The 22,102-nt window shown below is 73.7% G+C and carries 16 protein-coding genes and 1 pseudogene; 12 read left to right on the forward strand and 5 right to left on the reverse strand.

What is annotated here, in order from left to right; translation table 11 throughout:
* Positions 1-2 precede the first annotated feature (2 nt).
* The 4 genes from E4U92_RS24870 to E4U92_RS24885 all read right to left on the reverse strand — a co-directional run bounded on the left by E4U92_RS24870 (position 3) and on the right by E4U92_RS24885 (position 6,046).
* Positions 3-1,673, reverse strand: a complete 1,671-nt coding sequence (locus tag E4U92_RS24870; protein WP_137302672.1) for a penicillin-binding transpeptidase domain-containing protein — start codon at positions 1,671-1,673, stop codon at positions 3-5.
* A gap of 216 nt (positions 1,674-1,889) precedes the next feature.
* Positions 1,890-3,515: a penicillin-binding transpeptidase domain-containing protein gene (locus tag E4U92_RS24875; RefSeq protein ID WP_137302673.1), complete on the reverse strand. Its 1,626-nt coding sequence runs from the start codon at positions 3,513-3,515 to the stop codon at positions 1,890-1,892.
* A 246-nt stretch (positions 3,516-3,761) separates the two neighbouring features.
* Entirely contained in the window at positions 3,762-4,280 is a 519-nt protein-coding gene (locus E4U92_RS24880) for a P-loop NTPase family protein (protein ID WP_137302821.1), read from the reverse strand.
* A gap of 14 nt (positions 4,281-4,294) precedes the next feature.
* On the reverse strand, positions 4,295-6,046 hold the full coding sequence (locus E4U92_RS24885; protein ID WP_137302674.1) for a dolichyl-phosphate-mannose--protein mannosyltransferase: 1,752 nt from the start codon (positions 6,044-6,046) through the stop codon (positions 4,295-4,297).
* A gap of 62 nt (positions 6,047-6,108) precedes the next feature.
* Between E4U92_RS24885 and rsmI the strand changes: the two genes are divergently transcribed.
* The 11 genes and pseudogenes from rsmI to E4U92_RS24940 form a co-directional block, all read left to right on the forward strand.
* Entirely contained in the window at positions 6,109-6,987 is an 879-nt protein-coding gene (gene rsmI / locus E4U92_RS24890) for a 16S rRNA (cytidine(1402)-2'-O)-methyltransferase (RefSeq protein WP_137302675.1), read from the forward strand.
* Positions 6,988-7,203: 216 nt separating this feature from the next.
* Complete coding sequence (locus E4U92_RS24895) at positions 7,204-7,608, forward strand: hypothetical protein (protein ID WP_137302676.1); 405 nt, start codon at positions 7,204-7,206, stop codon at positions 7,606-7,608.
* A 59-nt stretch (positions 7,609-7,667) separates the two neighbouring features.
* Positions 7,668-8,555, forward strand: a complete 888-nt coding sequence (locus E4U92_RS24900) for a TatD family hydrolase (protein WP_137302677.1) — start codon at positions 7,668-7,670, stop codon at positions 8,553-8,555.
* Positions 8,556-8,718: 163 nt separating this feature from the next.
* Positions 8,719-10,215, forward strand: coding sequence for a resuscitation-promoting factor (locus E4U92_RS24905; RefSeq protein WP_277754761.1), 1,497 nt, complete (start codon positions 8,719-8,721; stop codon positions 10,213-10,215).
* Positions 10,216-10,282: 67 nt separating this feature from the next.
* Entirely contained in the window at positions 10,283-11,167 is an 885-nt protein-coding gene (rsmA, locus tag E4U92_RS24910; protein WP_137302678.1) for a 16S rRNA (adenine(1518)-N(6)/adenine(1519)-N(6))-dimethyltransferase RsmA, read from the forward strand.
* Complete coding sequence (locus E4U92_RS24915; protein ID WP_137302679.1) at positions 11,164-12,075, forward strand: 4-(cytidine 5'-diphospho)-2-C-methyl-D-erythritol kinase; 912 nt, start codon at positions 11,164-11,166, stop codon at positions 12,073-12,075. Before rsmA ends, E4U92_RS24915 begins: the two co-directional genes overlap by 4 nt.
* Positions 12,076-12,292: 217 nt before the next feature.
* Positions 12,293-13,498: a hypothetical protein gene (locus E4U92_RS24920; RefSeq protein WP_229862529.1), complete on the forward strand. Its 1,206-nt coding sequence runs from the start codon at positions 12,293-12,295 to the stop codon at positions 13,496-13,498.
* Between the two features lie 91 nt (positions 13,499-13,589).
* Positions 13,590-15,401: an ABC-F family ATP-binding cassette domain-containing protein gene (locus E4U92_RS24925; protein ID WP_137302680.1), complete on the forward strand. Its 1,812-nt coding sequence runs from the start codon at positions 13,590-13,592 to the stop codon at positions 15,399-15,401.
* Positions 15,402-15,672: 271 nt separating this feature from the next.
* Positions 15,673-17,433 (forward strand): outer membrane protein assembly factor BamB family protein, encoded by a 1,761-nt coding sequence (locus tag E4U92_RS24930; RefSeq protein WP_137302681.1) that lies wholly within the window; start codon positions 15,673-15,675, stop codon positions 17,431-17,433.
* Between the two features lie 52 nt (positions 17,434-17,485).
* The gene (locus E4U92_RS24935) at positions 17,486-19,537 is read left to right on the forward strand and encodes an outer membrane protein assembly factor BamB family protein (protein ID WP_137302682.1); all 2,052 of its coding nucleotides are present in this window, start codon (positions 17,486-17,488) and stop codon (positions 19,535-19,537) included.
* A gap of 223 nt (positions 19,538-19,760) precedes the next feature.
* Positions 19,761-19,949, forward strand: a pseudogene (locus E4U92_RS24940) (ISL3 family transposase); the annotation flags it as partial.
* Between the two features lie 62 nt (positions 19,950-20,011).
* Here E4U92_RS24940 and E4U92_RS24945 read toward each other — a convergent pair.
* Positions 20,012-20,518: a DinB family protein gene (locus E4U92_RS24945; protein WP_137302683.1), complete on the reverse strand. Its 507-nt coding sequence runs from the start codon at positions 20,516-20,518 to the stop codon at positions 20,012-20,014.
* A 161-nt stretch (positions 20,519-20,679) separates the two neighbouring features.
* Here E4U92_RS24945 and E4U92_RS24950 point away from each other — a divergent pair, with 161 nt between their 5' ends.
* The gene (locus E4U92_RS24950; protein ID WP_137302684.1) at positions 20,680-21,987 is read left to right on the forward strand and encodes an ISL3 family transposase; all 1,308 of its coding nucleotides are present in this window, start codon (positions 20,680-20,682) and stop codon (positions 21,985-21,987) included.
* The last annotated feature ends 115 nt before the right edge of the window (positions 21,988-22,102 follow it).

The following is a 22,102-nucleotide window of genomic DNA, read 5'->3' on the forward strand; positions in this document are numbered from 1 at the left end:
GTTCAGCCGCCCAGCCGCAGCAGGGACGCGACGATCGGGCCCGCCGTGTCGCCGCCGTGGCCGCCCGCCTGGACGACGCCCGCGGCCGCCAGGTCGCCCCGGTACGCGGTGAACCAGCCGTTGGGCTGCTTCTGCCCGTCGACCTCCGCCGAGCCCGTCTTCGCGCCGAAGTCCGGACCGAGCCCCGACATGGCCTGCGCCGCCGTGCCGTACGCGGCCGTGTAGTTCATCAGCTCGCGCAACTGCCTCAGCGTGGCCGAGGACATCGTGCGCGGGGCCCTGGCCAGGGTGCGGCCGTCGACCTCGGGGGAGACCAGGTAGGGCTGGTGGAACGAGCCGGACTTGACCGTCGCGGCCACGGACGCCATGTTCAGCGGGTTCATCCGCACCCCGCCCTGACCGATCAGCGAGGCCGCCTTCTGGGCCGCCGACTGCACCGGCACCGAGCCGTCGAAGGTGGGCACACCGACGGACCAGCTGTTCGACGACAGGCCGAAGACCTGCTGGGCCTGCCGGGTCAGGCTGTCGTCGTCGAGCTTGCCCGCCTGGCTGATGAAGGCGGTGTTGCAGGAGCGCGCGAAGCTCGCCTTGAAGGTGCCGTTCTTGATCTCGAAGTCGTCGTCGTTGTGGAACGTCCAGCCGCCGTAGCGGAACGTCTTCGGGCACGGGTGGACCTTGTCCGCCGACGCGAGGTCCTTCTCGATGAGCAGCGACGAGGTGATGACCTTCATCGTGGAGCCGGGCGCCAGGGAGCCCTGGAAGGCGGTGTTGAAGCCGTGGCCGCTGTTGGCGACCGCGAGGATCTCGCCGGTCGACGCGCGCGTGACGACGACCGAGGCGCGCGGGCGCTTGGCCACCTGGCGCTCGGCGGCCGCCTGCAGCGTGGGGCTGAGCGTCGTCTTCACGGTGCCCGGCGTGCCCTTGCTGAGTTCCAGCAGCGTCTTGTCGGAGGACTTCTTCGCCTTCGACTCCTTGCCCCGGACCACGCGCAGCTCGACGCCCGCCTTGCCGCCGGCCTCCTTGCCGTACTTCTCGCGCAGCCCGTCCAGGACCGTGCCGAGGGAGGGGTACTTCGCCTCGGTGATCTCGCCGCCCTGGCGGTCGAGTGCCCGGACCGGCGGGGTGCCGGACTCGCCGGTCACCAGGGTGTCGCCGTCGGCGAGGTCGGGGTGCACGACCGAGGCGTGCCAGTCGACGCGCGGCTCGCCGTCGGTGGTGTCGCGGACGACGGTCAGGGCGCTGTCGTAGGCCAGCGGCTTGCTGACGCCCTTGTACGTCACCGTGCCCTTCACGGAGAAGGGGACCCTGGCGCCGGTGGGGGTGCCGGGGGTGAGGGTGGCGCCGGTGATGTGGGCGTCCTTGGTCCAGCCGGTGAGCAGGGCGGTGGCCGCGGCGGTGTCGTCGGTGACGGCGGCGGCCCGGGCGACGCCGCCCTGCTGCCAGGAGGTGAGGAACGTGGTGGCGGTCGTGGTGACCTCCGCCGCCGACAGGGGGCCCGTCTTGATCTTCGGCTTCGCGGCGGCCGTGGCGGTGGACCCGCTGTCGGCGGAGGCACCACCGCCGTACAGCGCGTAGACGCCGAAACCGGCGCCGACGACGACCACGGCGGCCATCCCCCCGATGACGGCGGGGTTCTTCGTCCGTCGCTCGGCGACGCGCCTTCTCTTGCCCACGACCCGTGTTCCTCCGCGCTCCCCGGGGGGTTCCCCGTGCCCCGGTACCCTCGCTGCCCTCGTGCACCCCAACGACGGCGACCAGCCTAGGGTCCCGTGCCGCGCGGGTGACCGGTCCGTGACGTGGGCCACCGGCTCGTAGCGGGGTTGTGACACGAGGCGGGGGCGCCGGGAGCGCGGCGGGGTGCGGGCCGCGCGCCCGGCGCCCGGCGGTGCTCAGCCGGCGCGCAGGACCGACGCGACGATGGGGCCGGCCGCGTCGACGCCGTGCCCGGCGTCCTGGGCCATGGCCGCGGCGGCGACATCATTGCGGTACCCGGTGAACCAACTGTCGGAGCGGGCCTGCCCGTCGACCTCCGCGGAGCCGGTCTTGGCGCCGATGCTGCCGCTCAGCCCGGACATCACGCCGGCCCCGGTGCCGCTGGTCGCGGTGCGCCGCATCATGCCGCGCAACTGCTGGACGGTGCCGGACGACAGGCCGCGGGCGCGGGCGAGCGGGCGGTCGTCCAGGGCGCGCGGGACGACGACCGGCTGGCGGAAGCTGCCCGTCATCGCGGTCGCCGTGATCGAGGCCAGGTTCAGCGGGTTCATCTGCACCTGGCCCTGCCCGATCATGGCGGCCGCCGTGTCCGGGCCGCCGGCGGCGGGCACCGAGCCGTCGAAGGACGGGATGCCGGTCTTCCAGTCCAGGCCGATCCCGAAGCGGTTCGCGGCCTCGTTCGTGAGGGAGTCGACCCGCACCTCGTCGGCGAACTTCACGAAGGCCGTGTTGCAGGAGCGGGCGAAGCTGTCGGAGAGGGTGGCGCCCTCGTCGGGCCTCAGGCCCTTGAGGTTGTGGAAGGTCTGGCTCTGCCACACGGCCTCGTCGGGGCAGGGCGCCGGGCCGTTCGCGCTGGTGATGCCGTTGTCGATGAGGGTGGCCGCACTGAGGATCTTCAGGGTGGACCCCGGGGCGACCCGGCCCAGGAACGCGGCGTTGAAGCCGTCGGTGCGGTGGTTGGCGACGGCCAGCACGTCGCCGCTGCTGGGCTGGACGGCGACCACGGAGGACTCGGCGTACGACTGCACCGCCCGCTCGGCCGCCGCCTGCAGCCCGGCGTCCAGCGTGGTCCGCAGCTTCCCGGCGCGGCCCTCGGCGAGGGTGACGACGGGGGTGTCGGCGGTGCTCGCTTCGGCGTGCCGCACCGCCAGCTCCACGCCGGCCGAACCGCCCGCCCGGTCGCCGTACTTGTCGCGCAGCTCGTCCAGGATCGGGCCCAGGGACGGATACTGCTCCTTCGTCAGGACCGTGCCGTGGCGGTCCACGGCCTCGATCGGCGCCGCCGCGGACGCGCCGGTCACCAGGGTGTCGTCCATGCTCTTCAGCGCCGGGTGGACGACCGCGGGCTGCCAGTCGACGAGCGCCTTGCCGGTGGTGACGCCCCGGACCACCGTCAGCCTGGTCCGGTAGGCCAGCGGCGCTGACCTCCCGCCGTACGACACCGTCGCCTTGACGCTGTACGGGACGGTGGCCCCCGTCGCCGGGCCGGGGGTGATGCGGACGCCCGTGATGTGGGCCTCCCCGGCGTAGGCGGTGAACAGCGCCGCGGCGCGTTCGGCGTTGTTGGTGAGCGCCGCCGCCGCGGCCGCGTCGCCCTTGGTCCAGGCGGCGAAGAACGCGCGCGTGGTGTCCTCGACCTCGCCGCTGCTCGGTGGCCCGGTCCGCACGGGCGCGGGCCCGCCCACCGCCGGGCCGCTGTCCGCGCTCAGCGCGGACAGCACGTTGTAGCCGCCGTAGCCGGCCCCGCCCACCATGACGGCGAGCACCGAACCGACGATGGCCGCCTTGGCCCCCTTGCGCATGCCGTGCCCCTTCCCCGTTTCCCCGTTGTCCCCGTTCGAGCCGCCGCGCGTGAGCTTTCTGAACGTGTTCAGAAACGGCGGCCGTGGTCGCACTGTATGCGGAGGGAGGGCCGGTTGTGACCCCTGTTCCGGCGAACTTGTCCGAAGGCGGTCGGCAAACCGGGGTCACCGGCGTGAATCAGGCACGTGAATCGGACACCGGGGCGGGGTCACGTACGTGAACGGCTCCAACGTCCGCGGCGTGGCTCAGAGGGACGCCAGCCAGGCGGCGGCGTCCCGGGGGCGGCCGAGGCGGACGGTGTGGAGCGGGGCGAACCGCGGGTCGCGCAGCCGGCGCTCGATCTCCCGCCGCCGCGCCGCGAACTGGGCCCAGGCCCACCAGGCGGGGTGCTCCCGACTCAGCCAGTCCCGCCAGGTCTCCCGGTTGCCGCCGAAGAGCTCCTCACGGGTGACGGTCCGCCGCAGCGAGCGGCGCAGCACCCGGGGCATGACCACGCGCCGGGGATAGTCCAGCCAGACCACGGTGTCGGCCCGCTCCCACAGCAGGTCGCGGACCTGCGGGTACCCGAGCGAGTCGACGACCCAGCGGGGCCCGTCCGCCAGCCCGGCCACGTCCTCCACCAGCCGCTCGTTCACGGCCCACCCGGGCCCGGCGAAGTACAGCGCGTCCATCTCGAGGTACACCAGCCCGAGCCGCTCCCCGAGCACCCGCGCGAGCGTGGACTTCCCGGCACCGGTCACGCCTACGACCAGGACGCGCTGCAGGCGCGGGTGCGCGTCTATACCCACGTGTCCAGCCACATCCGCGACCGCCAGGAGTCGATCGGGATCGCCTGCCCCGTGTACAGGGGCCAGAAGTAGATGAAGTTCCACGCGATCAGGAGGACCAGGACGCCCGCCCCTGTCGCGCCCGCCACGCGGCGGGTGTCCGAGGAGCCCGGCGGGCCGACGATCGCGCCGATCATCATGGCCACCGCCAGGCACAGGAACGGCAGGAACACGACCGCGTAGAACAGGAAGATCGTGCGCTCCTGGTACAGGAACCACGGCAGGTAGCCCGCCGCGATGCCGCAGGCGATCGCGCCCGCGCGCCAGTCGCGGCGGAACGCCCACCGCCACAGGACGTACAGCAGCGCGAAGCAGCCCGCCCACCACAGCAGCGGCGTGCCGAGCGCCAGGACCTCGCGCGCGCACTTCTCGCCCGCGTCCGCCGGGCAGCCGTCGGAGCCGGGGGAGGGGGACTCGTAGAAGTACGACACCGGGCGGCCGAGGACCAGCCAGCTCCAGGGGTTGGACTGGTAGGTGTGCGGCGAGGTCAGGTGGGTGTGGAACTCGTAGACCTCGTGCTCGTAGTGCCACAGGCTGCGCGCCCAGTCGGGGAACAGCCACGTCCAGTCGCCGCCCTTGCCGTCGGTGGCCGCCCAGTTGCGGTAGTAGCCGCCCTTGCCGTCGGCGGGGGACAGGATCCAGCCCGTCCAGGACGCGAGGTAGACGGCCACCGCGACCGGCACCGTCGCGAGGAACGCCAGGCCCGTGTCGTACTTCAGGACGGCCAGGTACGGGTGACGCGCGCCGGCGACCTTCCGCGACCCGGCGTCCCACAGCAGGGTCATCACGCAGAACGCGACCATGATGTACAGCCCGTTCCACTTCGTGCCGATCGCCAGGCCGAACATCAGCCCGGCCGCCCAGCGCCAGGGGCGCCACCCCAGGCGCAGCCGGTCGCCGACGGACGGGTCCGGGCGGGTCCGGCCGTCCGCGTCGGCGGGCAGCGCCGCCGCCAGCCGCTCCCGCGCCCGGTCCCGGTCGACCACCAGGCAGCCGAACGCCGCCAGCACGAAGAACATCAGCACCCCGTCGAGCAGCGAGGTGCGGCTCATCACGAAGTGCAGCCCGTCGACCGCCATCAGCCCACCCGCGAGGCAGCCGAGGAAGGTCGAGCGGAACAGGCGCCGGCCGATCCGGCACAGCAGCAGCACCGACAGCGTCCCGAGCAGCGCCGTCATGAACCGCCAGCCGAACGGGTCGAACCCGAAGAGCAGTTCGCCGAGCCCGATGACGTACTTGCCGACCGGCGGGTGCACCACGTACGCCGCGTCGGAGGGGATCGTGACGTGGCCGCCGCTGCTGAGGACCAGGTCGTTGGCGTTCTTGTCCCAGTTGACCTCGAAGCCGCGGTGGACCAGGGCCCACGCGTCCTTCGCGTAGTACGTCTCGTCGAATATCACCGCCTTGGGGCTGCCCAGGTTCCAGAAGCGGATGACGCCCGCCAGCAGCGTCACCAGCAGCGGGCCGAGCCACCCCGACCAGCGCGTGATCCACTCCGCGAGTGCGGGGCGCGCGCCCAGCGCGTCCCACAGCCGGGGGCTGGGCTGCGCGTACGGCGGCACCAGCCGCTCCCGGACGTCGCCGGCCGGCTCCGCCGCATACCCGAAACGGCGCAGCCGTTGCTGCCACGGGGGCCGCTCGTCGTGCGGTGCCTGGGCCAGCCGGTGGTCCGTGGAGTCCGTGGAGGACGCAGTACTGGTCACCGCGCCATCGTAGGGAACCCGCCTGTGTGAGTCCCGTGCCTCGCCCCTGCGAGGATGGAAACGTGACAGTTACGCCCGACAGCGCGCCCGGAACCCTCGTCCTCGCCGGCACCCCCATCGGGGACGTCGCGGACGCCCCGCCCCGCCTCGCGGCGGAACTCGCCGACGCGGACATCGTCGCCGCCGAGGACACCCGCCGGCTGCGCCGGCTCACCCAGGCGCTGGGCGTGACCCCCCGGGGCCGCGTCGTGTCCTACTTCGAGGGCAACGAGGCGGCCCGTACGCCCGAGCTGGTCGACGAGCTGCTCGGCGGCGCGCGCGTGCTGCTCGTCACCGACGCGGGGATGCCGTCGGTGTCCGACCCCGGGTACCGGCTGGTCGCCGCGGCCGTCGAGAAGGACGTCCGGGTCACGGCGGTGCCGGGGCCGTCGGCGGTGCTGACCGCGCTCGCGCTGTCCGGGCTGCCCGTGGACCGGTTCTGCTTCGAGGGCTTCCTGCCGCGCAAGGCCGGGGAGCGGCTGTCGCGGCTGCGGGAGGTCGCCGAGGAGCGGCGCACCCTCGTCTACTTCGAGGCCCCCCACCGGCTCGACGACACGCTCGCCGCGATGGCCGAGGTGTTCGGCGGCGAGCGGCGCGCGGCGGTGTGCCGGGAGCTGACCAAGACGTACGAGGAGGTGCGGCGCGGCCCGCTGGACGAGCTCGCGCGGTGGGCGGCCGAGGGGGTGCGCGGCGAGATCACCGTGGTGGTGAGCGGGGCCCCCGAGCGCGGCCCGGAGGAGATCGGCCCCGAGGAGCTGGTGCGGCGCGTGCGGGTGCGCGAGGAGGCCGGCGAGCGCCGCAAGGAGGCGATCGCGGCGGTGGCGGCGGAGGCGGGACTGCCCAAGCGCGAGGTGTTCGACGCGGTGGTGGCGGCCAAGCACGGCGGGGCGCAGCCGGCCTGAGGACGGCGCACATGCCCTCTGAGCAGGGCGCATCTCTCCTGAGCGCACGCCCCATGGCAGGGCAAAAGCCCGGCCGCCCCAGGCAAAGCCGGGCCTGTCGTGGGACCCGTTTCGACAAGGAACGCCCAAAACGGGTCCAACAGTGGACAGGTCGGCTGCGCTCGCGTCGGCGGAGCAGTCCACTGGACCCCAGGGACGCACCCACCAGGAGCTGGCATGAGTGAGACCACAGGGCAGACCGGCCTGCGCGCCGGTGCCACCGCCGTCGTCAACGAGTCGTACTCCTTCGCCTGCATGCGCTGCGGGCACGGCTGGGAGCAGTCGTACGAGATAGAGCACCACCGGGACGGCGACGGCCACGAGTTCGTGCGGTACGTGGCCGACGGCCGCGTCGTGCCGTCCCCGCTGAGCCGCCCGGCCTGCGTCAACTGCGACGGCACCGTCGTGCGCATCATGCGGGCCGGCCAGGTCTCGTCGGTGCGCGACGCGGCGCACCGTCCGCAGCAGGTGTCCCCGGCCGGACCGGTCGAGGTGCCCGGGCCGTCCGCCGGGGGGCCGGACGGGCAGCACCACTGGCACCTGTCCGACCTGCTGCACCCCTTCCAGCGCCGGGCCAGCTAGCGGTCCGGGACAGCCCCGGACGGCCCGGGCGGCCGGGCCGCCTTCCGTAGGATCGGAGCATGCCTTCGAACGCCGACCGGGCCGACAAGAACACCGCACCGCCGCTCCCGCAGCCCCTGCGGGTGCCGGTGGCCGACTCCCACACCCACCTCGACATGCAGTCCGGCACCGTCGAGGAGGGCCTGGCGAAGGCCGCGTCGGTCGGCGTGACCACGGTGGTCCAGGTGGGCTGCGACGTCCGCGGCTCACGCTGGGCGGCCGAGACGGCGGCCGCGTACGACACCGTCCACGCGGCCGTCGCCCTGCACCCCAACGAGGCCCCGCGCATCGTCCACGGCGACCCCGACGGGTGGTCACGGCAGGGCGCGCGCGAGCCGGGCGGCACGGCGGCCCTCGACGAGGCGCTCGCCGAGATCGACCGGCTGGCCGCGCTGCCGCACGTGAAGGCCGTCGGCGAGACCGGCCTGGACCACTTCCGCACCGGCGAGGACGGCAAGGAGGCGCAGGAGGCGTCGTTCCGCGCCCACATCGAGATGGCCAAGCGGCACGGCAAGGCCCTCGTCATCCACGACCGCGACGCCCACGCGGACGTGCTGCGCGTGCTGAAGGAGGAGGGCGCCCCCGAGCGGACCGTCTTCCACTGCTACTCCGGTGACGCCGAGATGGCCGAGATCTGTGCCCGGGCCGGATACTTCCTCTCCTTCGCCGGCAACGTCACCTTCAAGAACGCCCAGAACCTGCGCGACGCCGTGGCCGTCGCCCCGCTGGAGCTGCTGCTGGTGGAGACCGACGCGCCCTTCCTGACCCCGGCGCCGTACCGCGGACGGCCCAACGCGCCGTATCTCATTCCGGTCACGGTGCGCGCCATGGCCGCCGTCCGGGGCATCGACGAGGACGCCCTGGCGACGGCGCTGGGCGCGAACACCGCGCGCGCCTTCGGCTACTGACCGTATGCCGTTCGTCACCGGCCGATAACGGCCGGGGGCGCGCTCGTCGGCCGCCCGCTACGGTACGTGGTCGCGTCGCTTTGGTGAGTGACGGGTGAGCCGCTAGGTTCTGGTGGCCCGATCCCGACCCCGCTGGACCCACGGCCCCCTGGAGCGTGTCGGCGTGAGCGACCCGCAGTACGCGCGCAACGCGCACCACCCGCAGTACCCCGGCCTGCACACCGCCGAGACCGTCCCGCAGGGGGTGTACGGGCCGCCCGAGGCGTACGGCGGCGACCCGTACCCGTACGCCCAGCCGTACGTCGACGCTCACGTCAACCCGTACGTCAACCCGTACGCGCACCCCTACGACCTGCCGTACCCCCACCCCTACGCGGACGGGTGTCCCCCCGAGGCGCACGAGCCCGTGCTGCCCCGGCAGACGGGAACCGCGACCCTCGTCGCGCCGCCGCCGGCCGTCCTCGCAGACCTGCCGACCGCCACCCTCGTCGACGTCCCGGCCGCGCCGCGCGCCGGGGCGGGGCACCGGGCCGGGCGGCGGCGCAGGGCGCGGTACGCCGAGCGCCCCGACTCGCCGGTGCGCCGGCTGCTGCCGCAGGCGCTGGTCGTCGCCTTCCTGGCCGGCGGCACCACCGCGTTCGTCGCCGAGGACAAGGCCGTCGAGCTGACCGTCGACGGCACCCCGCGCACCCTGCACACCTTCGCCGACGACGTGACCGAACTGCTCGCCGAGGAGGGCGTGGAGGTGGGCGCGCACGACGTGGTCGTGCCCGGCCCCGGCACCGGCCTGGGCGACGGCGAGGAGATCGAGGTGCGCTACGGCCGCCCCCTGCGGCTGACCCTGGACGGCGAGCGCCACGAGGTGTGGACGACCGAGCGCACCGTCGAGGGGGCGCTCAGACAGCTCGGCGTGCGCGCCGAGGGCGCGTACCTGTCCGCCGCGCGCTCCCGGCGCATCGGGCGCGAGGGGCTCGCGCTGGACGTGCGCACCGAGCGCTCGGTGACAGTCATGGCGGACGGCCGGGCCCGCACCGTGCGGACCAACGCGGCCACCGTGCGCGAGGCCGTCGAGGAGGCCGGCATCACCCTGCGCGGCCAGGACACCACCTCGGTGCCGCCGGACAGCTTCCCGCGCGACGGGCAGACCGTGACCGTGCTGCGCATCACCGGGGGCAGGGAGGTCCGCGAGGAGCCCGTCCCGTTCGTCGTCCGGCGCGTCGCCGACCCCACGCAGTTCAAGGGCACCGAGGTCGTCGAGCAGACCGGGCAGCCCGGACTGCGGCGGGTCACCTACTCCCTGCGCACCGTCAACGGCGTGCGGCTCAAGCCCCGCCGGGTGCGCGCCGAAGTGGTGCGGGCGCCCCGCGCGCAGGTGGTGAAGGTGGGCACCCGGCCGCTGCCGGCCTCCGGGCACGGCGCCGACGGGCTCGACTGGCAGGGCCTCGCCGCCTGCGAGTCCGGCGGCCGGCCCGACGCGGTCGACCCGTCCGGCACCTACGGCGGCCTGTACCAGTTCGACACGCGCACGTGGCACAGCCTCGGCGGCAGCGGACGGCCGCAGGACGCGCCCGCGGCGGAACAGACCTACCGCGCGAAGAAGCTGTACACACGGCGCGGTGCGAGCCCCTGGCCGCACTGCGGGGCCCGGCTGCACGGCTGAGCGGACGCCCCGGGGCCGGGCCGCGAGGTGGTCCGGGGCTGTCGGCGGGCCCCCGTAGTCTTGTCCCGTGAGCAGCAGCCCCACCCCCGACGCCCTCCTGGGCCCCGCCGACGTCCGTGAACTGGCGGCGGCCCTCGGTGTGCGTCCCACCAAGCAGCGCGGCCAGAACTTCGTGATCGACGCGAACACCGTCCGCCGTATCGTCCGCACCGCCGACGTCCGGCCCGACGACGTGGTCGTCGAGGTCGGGCCGGGGCTCGGCTCCCTCACGCTCGCCCTGCTGGAGGTCGCCGACCGGGTCACCGCCGTCGAGATCGACGACGTGCTGGCCGCCGCGCTGCCCGCGACGGTCGCCGCGCGCATGCCGGAGCGGGCCGACCGCTTCGCGCTGGTGCACTCCGACGCGCTGCACGTCACCGAGCTGCCCGGCCCCGCCCCGACGGCCCTGGTCGCCAACCTGCCGTACAACGTGGCCGTGCCGGTGCTGCTGCACATGCTCGACACCTTCCCGGGCATCGAGCGCACCCTCGTGATGGTGCAGTCCGAGGTGGCCGACCGGCTCGCCGCCGCGCCCGGCTCGAAGGTGTACGGCGTGCCCTCGGTGAAGGCCAACTGGTATGCGGACGTCAAGCGCGCCGGCGCCATCGGCCGCACCGTCTTCTGGCCCGCGCCCAACGTCGACAGCGGCCTGGTGTCCCTGGTCCGCCGCCGGGAGCCGGTCAAGACCTCCGCCTCCAAGAAGGAGGTGTTCGCGGTCGTCGACGCCGCGTTCGCCCAGCGGCGCAAGACGCTGCGCGCCGCCCTCGCCGGGTGGGCCGGCTCCGCGGCCGCCGCCGAGGCCGCCCTCGTCGCCGCCGGGGTGTCCCCGCAGGCGCGCGGCGAGGCCCTCACCGTCGAGGAGTTCGCCCGCATCGCCGAGCACCGCACCGCCCAGCACGAGGAGAGCGCGTGAGCGTCACCGTACGCGTGCCCGCGAAGGTCAACGTCCAGCTCGCCGTCGGCGCCGCCCGCCCGGACGGCTTCCACGACCTGGCGAACGTGTTCCTCGCGGTCGGCCTGTACGACGAGGTCACGGTCACCCCGGCCGACGAGCTCCGGGTCACCTGCACCGGGCCCGACGTCGGCCAGGTCCCGCTGGATCGCACCAACCTCGCCGCGCGCGCGGCGGTCGCCCTGGCCGAGCGGTACGGCCGCAGCCCCGACGTGCACGTCCACATCGCCAAGGACATCCCCGTGGCCGGCGGCATGGCGGGCGGCAGCGCGGACGGCGCGGGCGCGCTGCTCGCCTGCGACGCCCTGTGGGGCACGGGCGCCTCCCGCGCGGAGCTGCTGGAGATCTGCGCCGAGCTGGGCAGCGACGTGCCGTTCAGCCTGGTCGGCGGGGCCGCGCTGGGCACCGGGCGCGGCGAGCGGCTGACCCCGCTGGAGGCCGGCGGCACGTTCCACTGGGTGTTCGCGATGGCCGCGCGCGGGCTGTCCACGCCGGCCGTGTTCCGCGAGTTCGACCGGCTCGCCGAGGGGCGCGCCGTCCCGGAGCCCGTCGCGTCCCGGCCGCTGCTCGACGCGCTCGCCGCGGGCGACGCCGACGCGCTCGCCGCCGCCGTCTCCAACGACCTCCAGCCGGCCACGCTGTCCCTCTTCCCCGAACTGGCCGACACGCTGGCCGCGGGGCGCGCGGCCGGTGCCCTGGCCGCGCTGGTCTCGGGCTCCGGCCCGACCACCGCCTTCCTCACGGGTGACCTCGCGTCGGCGGAGGCGGTGGCGGAGGCCCTGCGGGCGTCCGGCACGTGCCGGACGGTCCGCACGGCGGTGGGGCCGGTGGCGGGAGCGACGGTTCTGCAGCCGGCGGCGTCCGGCTGAGCGGCGGCGCTCCGCGTCCTGCCCGTCGGGTGGGTGCGGCGCCGTTGTGGCTGGTCGCGCAGTTCCCCGCGCCCCTGGGGTAGAGGCGGTGGGGGCCGATAACCACGTGCCCCGTCCTGCCGTGGGCGCCTACGCTCGTCGGCGTTCGCCGGGGGAAGGGGTGCGCGTGGGACAGCGGGCGTTGGCCGGTGCTGTGCGGCGGGGGGATGTTGCTGAGGTGCGGGCGCTGCTCGCGCGGGGCGTCGACCCGGACGCCCACGACGACGTCGAGGGGGTGCCGGTGCTGTGCCTGGCCGTGGCGGCGCACGACGAAGCGGTCGTCGAGGCGCTGCTGGAGGCCGGGGCCGATCCGCTGCGCCGCCTGCCCGACGGGACCACCCCGCTGCTGCGGGCGGTGGCGGCCGGGTCGTGGCGGCTGACCGACACCCTGGCCCTCGGCCGCGTCCCCCTGCCGTTCCCGGACCGGGAGGAGCTGCTGGCGCACGCTGGTCACTGGGCGGACACGGGCGCCGAGGCGGGGCTGCGCCGGCTGACCGGTCTCACCGGACCCGTCACCCGGACCCGGGTGGAGGACCCGGAGATCGGCTGGTGGTGGGACGCGGTGTCGCTCGGCGGGCTGACCCTGCACGACGCGCACGCGGCGGTCATCACCGAACTGGAGGCCCGCTACGGCCGGCGTACGCCCTTCGACACACTGGTGGAGCGTGCCCTCGCCCACCCCGACCGCGACCACATCGTCTGGTTCAAGGTGGTGCTCACGCTCGCCCACCGGCTCGACGAGGAGACCTGGCAGTGGTCCACGGACCTGCTCAACCACCCCGACCGGCACCACCGCCTCCTCGGCGCCGACGTGCTGCTGGGGATGGTGCTCGGGGACTTCCTGACAGGCCGTGACCCCTTCTCGGACCGGGCGGACCAGCTGCTGCCGTGGGCGCAGCAGGAGGAGGACCCGGAGGTGCTCGCGGTCCTCCTGCACGCGCTCACCCACGCCGATGGCGCGGAGATCGAGGCCCTCGGCCTGTCGTACGTCACGCACCCCGACCCGCGGGTGCGGTCGCTCGTCCCGAGCTGCCTGCAGGTCTCCGGGGACGGCCGGTCCGTGGTCCGTCGCGGGAGCCTGGCCGTCGTCCTCACCCTGGTCGACGACCCCGACCCGGACGTCCGTACGTGGCTGTGCCACTGGCTGCGCCACTACCGGGGCCCCGAACCCGAGGCCGGGGACGCGCTGCTCGCCCTCACCCACGACCCGCGGCAGCGGATCCGGGCCCACGCCGTCTCCGGCCTGGCCCTGCGCGACGACCCGCGCTGCGTGGCGGCGAAGCAGCGGATCGGGCCCGTCGGCGAGGACCTGAGCGGCGACGAGGTGCTGTTCGACGTGTGGCGGTACCAGGAGCGGCGGCGCCGGGCGGCCGGCGCCGGGTGAGGCGTCCGCCCCCGGCCCGCCCGACGTGACGGGAGCCCCCCGCCGCCCGACTACCCTGGAGGGTCGAGCGATCCCCCCGGGCAGGAGAGAAATGGCCGTCAACCTGGTCAATGTCGAGAACGTCAGCAAGGTGTACGGCACCCGTGCGCTCCTCGACGGCATCTCGCTCGGCGTGTCCGAAGGGGACCGGATCGGCGTCGTCGGCCGCAACGGCGACGGCAAGACCACCCTGATCCGGATGCTCGCCAAGCTGGAGGAGGCCGACTCGGGCCGGGTCACCCACTCCGGCGGGCTGCGCCTGGGCGTGCTCACCCAGCACGACTCCCTCGACCCCGAGGCCACCGTCCGCCATGAGGTCATCGGCGACATGGCCGACCACGAGTGGGCCGGCAACGCCAAGGTCCGCGACGTGCTCACCGGCCTGTTCGGCGGGCTCGACCTGCCCGGCTTCCCGCAGGGCCTGGACACCGTGATCGGCCCGCTGTCCGGTGGCGAGCGGCGCCGCATCGCGCTGGCCAAGCTGCTCATCGAGGAGCAGGACCTGATCGTCCTGGACGAGCCGACCAACCACCTCGACGTCGAGGGCATCGCCTGGCTGGCCCAGCACCTGCAGGCCCGCCGCTCGGCCCTGGTCTGCGTCACGCACGACCGCTGGTTCCTCGACCAGGTCTGCACGCGCATGTGGGACGTGCAGCGCGGCGAGGTGCACGAGTACGAGGGCGGCTACTCCGACTACGTCTTCGCCCGCGCCGAGCGCGAGCGCATCGCCGCGACCGAGGAGGCCAAGCGGCAGAACCTGGTCCGCAAGGAGCTGGCCTGGCTGCGTCGCGGGGCGCCCGCGCGGACCTCCAAGCCGCGCTTCCGGATCGAGGCGGCCAACGAGCTCATCGCGGACGTGCCGCCGCCGCGCGACACCAGCGAGCTGATGAAGTTCGCGTCCTCGCGGCTGGGCAGGACCGTGTTCGACCTGGAGGACGTCACGGTCCAGGCCGGGCCCAAGGTGCTGCTCAAGCACGTCACCTGGCAGCTCGGCCCCGGCGACCGCATCGGCCTGGTCGGCGTCAACGGCGCCGGCAAGACCTCCCTGCTGCGGGCCATGACCGAGGCGGCGCGCACCCAGGGCGAGACCCAGCCGGCCGGCGGGCGGATCGCCGTGGGCCGCACGGTCAAGCTCGCCTACCTCTCCCAGGAGGTCGCCGAACTCGACCCCACCTGGCGGGTCCTGGAGGCCGTGCAGCGCGTCCGCGAGCGGGTCGACCTCGGCAAGGGCCGGGAGATGACCGCCGGGCAGCTCTGTGAGACGTTCGGCTTCGGCAAGGAGAAGCAGTGGACGCCGGTGGGGGACCTCTCCGGCGGTGAGCGGCGCCGGCTCCAGCTCCTGCGGCTGCTCATGGACGAGCCCAACGTCCTCTTCCTCGACGAGCCCACCAACGACCTGGACATCGAGACCCTGACCCAGCTCGAGGACGTCCTCGACGGCTGGCCCGGCTCGATGATCGTGATCTCCCACGACCGGTTCTTCGTCGAGCGCACCACCGACCGGGTCTTCGCCCTCCTCGGCGACGGCGCCCTGCGGATGCTGCCGCGCGGCATCGACGAGTACCTGGAGCGCCGCCGGCGCATGGAGGAGGCCGCCGTGGCGGCGGCCCCCGCGGCGGCCGCGCCGGCCGCCGAGCGCACCGAGCGCAGCGCCGCCGACCAGCGCGCCGCGAAGAAGGAACTGCAGCGCATCGAGCGGCAGTTGGACAAGCTCTCCGAGCGCGAGTCCAAGCTGCACGCGCAGATCGCCGACAACGCCACGGACTTCGAGAAGGTCGCCCGGCTGGACGCCGAACTGCGCGAGTTGACCGGTGAGCGCGAGGAGCTGGAGACGCGCTGGCTGGAACTGGCCGAGGACGCCTGAGGGTTCGGCGGGCCCGCGACCACGCGCCGGGCGCGGGTGGTCCGCCCCGGCGCGCGCCGGCGGCGCACGCGCCGTGTGAAGGGCGCGTGGAGGCGCGTAACGAGGGCATCACAGGCGGGTTCTCCCTTGGGAACAGCGGCGGGCGGGCGCCGGTCGACCGTCGGTGCCGGGTGATAGAAAGAGCCGTCCGAGAACTGTCTGAGTACGACTCCGGGTCCCGAGCGAACCTCAGGGCGTGGCCGAAAATCAGTGAACGAGGGGGAAGACGCTGATGGCTCAGCCGCCCGATCAGCCGTCGCAGCAGGGTGGGTTCGGACCGCCCGCGCACCAGCCGCCCGCCCAGCCGCCGCAGGCACCCGCGCCGCCGCAGCCCGGCTACGGCTACCCGCAGCAGGCCCCGGGACCGTACGGCGCGCCCCAGCAGCCGGGACCGTACGGACCGCCCCAGCAGCCGGGCCCCTACGGGGCGCCCCAGCCCGGGCCCTACGCACCCGCCCCGCAGCCGGGGCCGTACGGCCAGCAGCCCGGGTACGGCTACCCGCAGCCGCCGCAGTTCCCCGGCGCGCCCGGAGCCCCCGGCACCCCGCCGTCCGGCTCGCACAACCCGTTCAAGGGCCGGCCCGCGGTCGCCGTCGCCGCCGCCGTGGCCGCCCTGCTGGTCGTCGGCGGCACGGTGTTCGCGGTGACGCGCGGCGGCGACGACAAGGACGAGAAGCCGGTCGCCGCGCACAGCGACGACGACAAGCCGTCCGCCTCCGAAAGCCCGGTCGACCCCGGCGACGGCAGCGGCGACGGCGGCACCGGCCAACAGGACTTCAACGCGGGCCGCAAGGCCGGCGAGGCCAAGGTCCTCTGGTACAAGGAGGCCCCCGACGCGCCCGCCTCCGGCGCCGAGGCCCCCGGCATGTGGATCACCGGCACCACGGCCGTGAAGGCGGCGTACACGGAGGTCGTCGGCTACAAGGTCGCCGACGGCACGCCCGCGTGGACCACCGTCACGCTCCCGCAGAAGGTCTGCGCCGTCACCCGGCAGAAGACGGCCGACGACAAGGTCGTCGTGGCGTACATGAGCGGCACCAGCGACCGCGCCAAGTGCAACCAGCTCCAGCAGCTCGACCTGAACACCGGCGCCAAGGGCTGGACGGCCGTCGTCGCCGACGGCGCCCTGTTCGACAGCGCGCTCGACATCGAGCTGTCCCTCGCCGGCAACACGCTGGTGGTGGGCCGCTCCCAGTCCGGCACGGCCTACGACGTGCGCACCGGCAAGAAGCTGTGGGACAAGAAGAGTTACGGCGACTCCTGCTTCCCGACCGCGTTCGCGGGCAGCGGCGCCCGGCTGGTGTCCGTGGCGTCCTGCGACGCGACCGGCGCGAAGGAGCACGAGGAGGTCCAGGAGCTGGACCCCGCGACCGGCAAGGCCAGGTGGACCCGGCAGTTCGCCAAGGGCTGGCGGGTCGCGCGGACCTTCTCGTTGGACCCGCTGGTCGTCTACAGCACCAACGAGGACAAGAACGCCTGGAACATCTCGACGTTCAAGGCCGACGGCACCGCCCGCTCCCAGGTCGCCTTCGACGGGAACTTCGCCCCCGAGTGCCAGTCGGCGATCCTCCAGCGCGACCTGACGGGCTGCCAGGGCGTGGTGGCCGACGCGAACACCCTCTACCTGCCGACCGACGCCAAGAGCGGCCCCAACGAGATCGTCGCGATCGACCTCTCCTCCGGCAAGCCGAAGTGGCGCGTGAAGTCGCCCGCGGACGAGACGATGCTCCCGGTCCGCCTCGACGGCGGCGCCCTCGTGGCCTACGTCGAGCCGTCGTACGACGCGGCCGGCCAGGTGGTGTCGATCCCCACCGCGGGAACCGCGCACACCCCGGCGAAGCTGCTCCAGCTCCCGGCGAGCACGACCGCTCTCGAAAGCAGCTTCTACGCCCGCGACCTCGCCTGGGTGGACGGGCGGTTCTACCTCTCCAGCACCCGGCTGAACGGGGCGGACGACGCGAAGGAGAAGCTGATGCTCGCCTACGGCAAGTGACACCTCCCCACGGTCCGTCCCCCGAGCTCCCTCCCGACGAGGTACCCACACCATGACCACGCCGCCGCCCCCGCCGCCCCAGCAGCCCCCGCAGGGACCAGGCCCCGGCACCCCCGAGGACCAGCCGCAGGACCAGCCGGGCGGGTCCAAGGAGACCCCCGCACAGCAGCCGCCCGGCTTCGGCGCCCCGCAGACCCCGCCCGCGCCACCGGCGGCCCCGCAGACCCCGCCGAGCCTGTCCAAGGCCCCGCAGCCGGGCTACGGCTACCCGCAGGCACCGCAGGCACCGCAGGCACCGCAGGCCCCCCAGCAGCCCCCCGCACCGGGCTCACCGGCGCCCACGGCCCCGCAGGCCCAGCCCCCGCAGGCCCCGCCCGCGGGCCCGCCCCCGGCGCCGCCCGGCTACGGCTACCCGCAGCAGGCCCCGCCCGCGCAGCCGCCCCAGGGCTACGGCTACCCGACGCCCCCGCAGGCGCAGGGCCCGTACGCCGCCCCCCAGCAGCCCGGCCCCTACGGGCAGCCCTCGCCGTACGCCGCCCAGCCCGGCTACGGCTACCCGGGGCAGCCCGGCCGGCCCGGGTACGGGTATCCCGGTCAGCCGACCGTGCCGCTCCAGCCGCAGGCCGTGCCCGCCGGCGGCGGCCGGAAGGTGAACGCGCAGCTCCTGATCATCGTGGCGGCGGTCGTCGCCATCGCGCTGATCGTCGGCGGCGGCATCTGGTACTCCAAGGCGTCCTCCGACGACAACGAGGCGAAGAAGGACGACAAGGCGACCGCCGGCACCTCCGGCGGCGGCACCGGCGGCGGCCAGGACGACAAGGGCACCGGCGGCACCACCGGCGGCTCCGAGAAGGCGCCCGCCGACCCGGCCTCCAAGCTGCTCTTCCAGGTGCCGATGCCGGTCGTCGCCAAGGGCGACAGTGTCGCCGTGGACGGCTCCTGGCTCACCGACAAGGCGTACGTGAAGAGCGGCGTCGCCGAGGTCTCCGGCTACGACAAGAACACCGGCGCAAAGCTGTGGACGGTCAAGCTGCCCGGCCCGGTGTGCGAGGCGAGCCGGCACATGACCAAGGACTACCGCACCGCCATCCTGTTCCAGCCCAAGATGCCCGCCAAGAACTCCTCGGCCGGGTGCAGCGAGGTCGCGGCGCTGGACCTCGCGGCCGGCAAGCAGCTCTGGCGCAAGACGGTCTCCTCCGGCGACTACCCGGTCACCTTCGACAACGTCACCGTCAGCGCGAACACCGTCGCCGCGGGCAGCACCGACGGCGGCGCGGCCTTCGACATCGCCACCGGCAAGGTGCTGTGGTCGCCCAAGACGTCCGACAGCTGCTACGACGCCGGCTACGGCGGCGGCCCGAAGCTGGTCGCGCTGCGCAAGTGCGGCTCGTACGACAACCCGGAGCTGCACGTCCAGACCATCGACCCGGTCTCCGGGAAGGTGCTGTCGGAGTACAAGATGACCGCGGGCATCGAGTACGCCTCGATCGTCTCCACCGACCCGCTGGTGGTGGCCGCCGACGTCGGCGACAGCGCCGGCGACGGCAGCGGCATCTCGGACTTCTTCTCCGTCGACAACAAGACCGGCAAGCTGATCACCCGTATCTCCGCGCCGGGCGACCAGTACGCGGCGGACTGCGAGGGCATCACCCGCATCGAGGCCTGCACCGGCCTCGCGGTCGGAGCGGGCCGCCTGTACGTGCCGACCGAGGAGCACGACGGCACCGGCGCCTACAGCCGCACCAACGAGGTCGTCGCCTTCGACCTGGCCACCGGCAAGCAGACCGGCCAGCGCGCGGACGCGGGCGACGGCTACACGATCGTGCCGCTGCGCATGGACGGCACCGACGTGATCGCGTACAAGCGGCCGCCGTACGACAAGGGCGGGCAGATCGTCAGCATCGACGGCGCCACGTTCAAGCAGACGACGCTGATGCAGAACCCGGGCACCGAGTCGGTGCGCGACCTGGAGAGCAACTACCTGCCCCAGTACTCGGAGATCCTCTACTCCGAGGGGCGGCTCTACATGGCCGGGGTGTACGCCGACGTCTCCAGCACCGGCGACAAGGAGTACCTGGCGATCGGGTTCGGCACCGGGGGCTGAGCACCGCCGCCCCCGTCCCCGCTCCCGCCGCGGCCCCGTCCCCTCCTTCCGGGGGCGGGGCCGTGCCCGTGTCCGTGGTGTGCCGGGCGCGGGGGCTGCCCCGTGGTGCGCCCGCGTGCGCGCGGAACGCCGGAAAGTGGCTCTTCGCAGTCGAGGGTGTAGTCCGGTCGGCGCGTCGGTGGCCGGGTAGGGGTCGAGGTCTCCCGAGGATGGAGGCGACTATGATCTCGGGCTCGAAGTGCTCGGGCAGCGGTTGGAGCTCGATCGGGCGATTCTCTGGTGCCGGGTTGTCGAGCCCGACAGATGGTGTCGTCGCTGCGGATGCCAGGGCGCGGCCAGGGACACGGTGGTCCGGCGGTTGGCGCACGAGCCGTTCGGGTGGCGGCCCACGGTGTTGGAGGTCACCCTCCGTTGATATCGGTGTAACGCCGCCTCCGACGACCGGAACACGGACCGTCGACGCGCCGCGAGCCGTCAGTCGCCGACGCTGCCGTCGATCATCTCGCGCAGGATGTCCGCGTGGCCCGCGTGCCGGGCGGTCTCCAGGATCACGTGCAGGTACACCCACCGCAACGTCAGCTCCCTGCCCGGCGGTGCGTAGTCGAGGCTGTGCTGGGCGGCGATCCCGCGGGAGCGGTCGCACTCCGCCTGGTAGGCGCCGATGATGTCGTCGAGCTTCTCGTTCGGCTCCAGCCGCAGGTCGGCCTCCGGGTCTGCGTCGGTCCACGGCGGCGTGGGCAGCTCCGCGGCGGGGATCTGCCCGATCTGCTCGGCGAACCCGCCCAGTTCCACCCACCGCAGGTGTTTGATCAGGCCGCCGAGGTTGGTGCCGGTCGGCACCGGGCTGCGCCGGGCGTCCTCCTCCGACACCCCGCGGGCCTTGCGCACGACGGCGTCGCGCAGGTAATCCAGGAACGTCTCGAGCTGCTCGCGCTCGCTGGCGGCGACCACGCTGCCGAGGATCTCACCGGGTCGAGTCATGGCCCGAACGTAGCACGCGGGCCGACCCCGCACCGGGGGCTATTTGGGCTTTTCGCAGTCGCAGTTGAGGGTGTAGTCCGGTCGGCGCATCCGTGGCCGGGTAGGGGTCGAGGCCTCCCGAGGATGGAGGTGACTATGCCGCCCATCCAGAAGACCTCCACGTGCCTGACGCTACCTTCGACCGCCCTGACGTGACCAAGTTCTGCCGACTCGACGACCTCGGTCTGGTCGTCACCGGCCAACGGATCGAGCCTGACGGCTCGGTGCTCGCCTGCAGGGTCGTCGATGACGACCGCTGGTGCCGCGAGTGCGGGTGCGAGGGCACCCCGCGCGATTCGATCACTCGTGAACTCGCCCACGCCCCGCAGGGTTGGCGGCCGACGAAGCTGCTGGTCACGGTCCGCCGCTACCGGTGTACCGGCTGCGGACACGTGTGGCGTCAGGACACCAGCCGGGCGGCCGAACCGCGAGCGAAGGTGTCGCGAACCGGGTTGCGGTGGGCGCTGGAAGGGATCGTGGTCCAGCACCTGACCGTGGCGCGGGTCGCCGAAGGCCTCGGCGTCGCGTGGAACACCGCCAACGACGCCGTCCTGGCCGAAGGCAAGCGGCTCCTGATCGACGACCCGACCAGGTTCGACGGCGTGAAGGTCGTCGGGGTCGATGAGCACGTGTGGCGCCACACGCGACGCGGCGACAAGTACGTCACGGTGATCATCGACCTCACCCCGGTGCGTGACGGGACCGGTCCCGCGCGGCTGCTCGACATGGTCGAGGGCCGTTCCAAGCAGGCGTTCAAGACCTGGCTCAACGAGCGACCGCAGGCGTGGCGCAACGCCGTGGAGGTCGTCGCGATGGACGGGTTCACCGGCTTCAAGACCGCAGCGGTCGAGGAGCTGCCTGATGTCGTGACCGTGATGGACCCTTTCCACGTCACCCGGCTGGCCGGCGAGGCCCTCGACGTGTGCCGACGCCGGGTTCAACAAACCATCCACGGCCACCGCGGGATGAAGGGCGACCCGCTCTACTCCGCTCGGCGGACCCTGTGCACCGGCGCGGACCTGCTCACCGAGAAGCAGACCGACCGGCTCCGTGCACTGTTCGCCGACGACGACCATGTCGAGGTCGAAGCCATGTGGGGCATCTATCAGCGGATGATCGCCGCCTACCGGCACGAGGACCGCGGCCAGGGACGTGAGCTGATGGCCAAGCTGATCGCTGACATCGGCACCGACGTACCGAAAGTGCTGGTCGAGATCACGAAGCTCGGCCGGACGTTGAAGAAGCGCGCCGAGGACGTCCTGGCCTACTTCGACCGGCCCGGCACCAGCAACGGACCGACCGAGGCGATCAACGGCAGGCTCGAGCACCTGCGCGGCAGCGCCCTCGGGTTCCGCAACCTGACCAACTACATCGCCAGATCGCTGCTCGAGACCGGAGGCTTCAGGCCGCAACTACACCCTCGTTTGTGAAGAGCCCGGAAAGTCCTCCGATCCGGGTCGGTTCTCGCCGGTAGGGGCAGCGCGATGTCGAACAAGCGTGTAGCTTCCGGGGGCATGAAACGGACGGGGGAGCCGGGGGGCGCCG

This window comes from Streptomyces galbus, assembly GCF_005280195.1.
GTDB classification, from domain to species: Bacteria; Actinomycetota; Actinomycetes; order Streptomycetales; family Streptomycetaceae; genus Streptomyces; species Streptomyces galbus.

Coding starts and splice junctions, on each gene's coding strand:
- E4U92_RS24930 (WP_137302681.1), top strand. CDS start 15,673: ATGGCTCAGCCGCCCGATCAGCCGTCGCAGCAGGGTGGGTTCGGACCG.
- E4U92_RS24900 (WP_137302677.1), top strand. CDS start 7,668: ATGCCTTCGAACGCCGACCGGGCCGACAAGAACACCGCACCGCCGCTC.
- E4U92_RS24935 (WP_137302682.1), top strand. CDS start 17,486: ATGACCACGCCGCCGCCCCCGCCGCCCCAGCAGCCCCCGCAGGGACCA.
- E4U92_RS24925 (WP_137302680.1), top strand. CDS start 13,590: ATGGCCGTCAACCTGGTCAATGTCGAGAACGTCAGCAAGGTGTACGGC.
- E4U92_RS24875 (WP_137302673.1), bottom strand. CDS start 3,515: ATGCGCAAGGGGGCCAAGGCGGCCATCGTCGGTTCGGTGCTCGCCGTC.
- E4U92_RS24895 (WP_137302676.1), top strand. CDS start 7,204: ATGAGTGAGACCACAGGGCAGACCGGCCTGCGCGCCGGTGCCACCGCC.
- E4U92_RS24945 (WP_137302683.1), bottom strand. CDS start 20,518: ATGACTCGACCCGGTGAGATCCTCGGCAGCGTGGTCGCCGCCAGCGAG.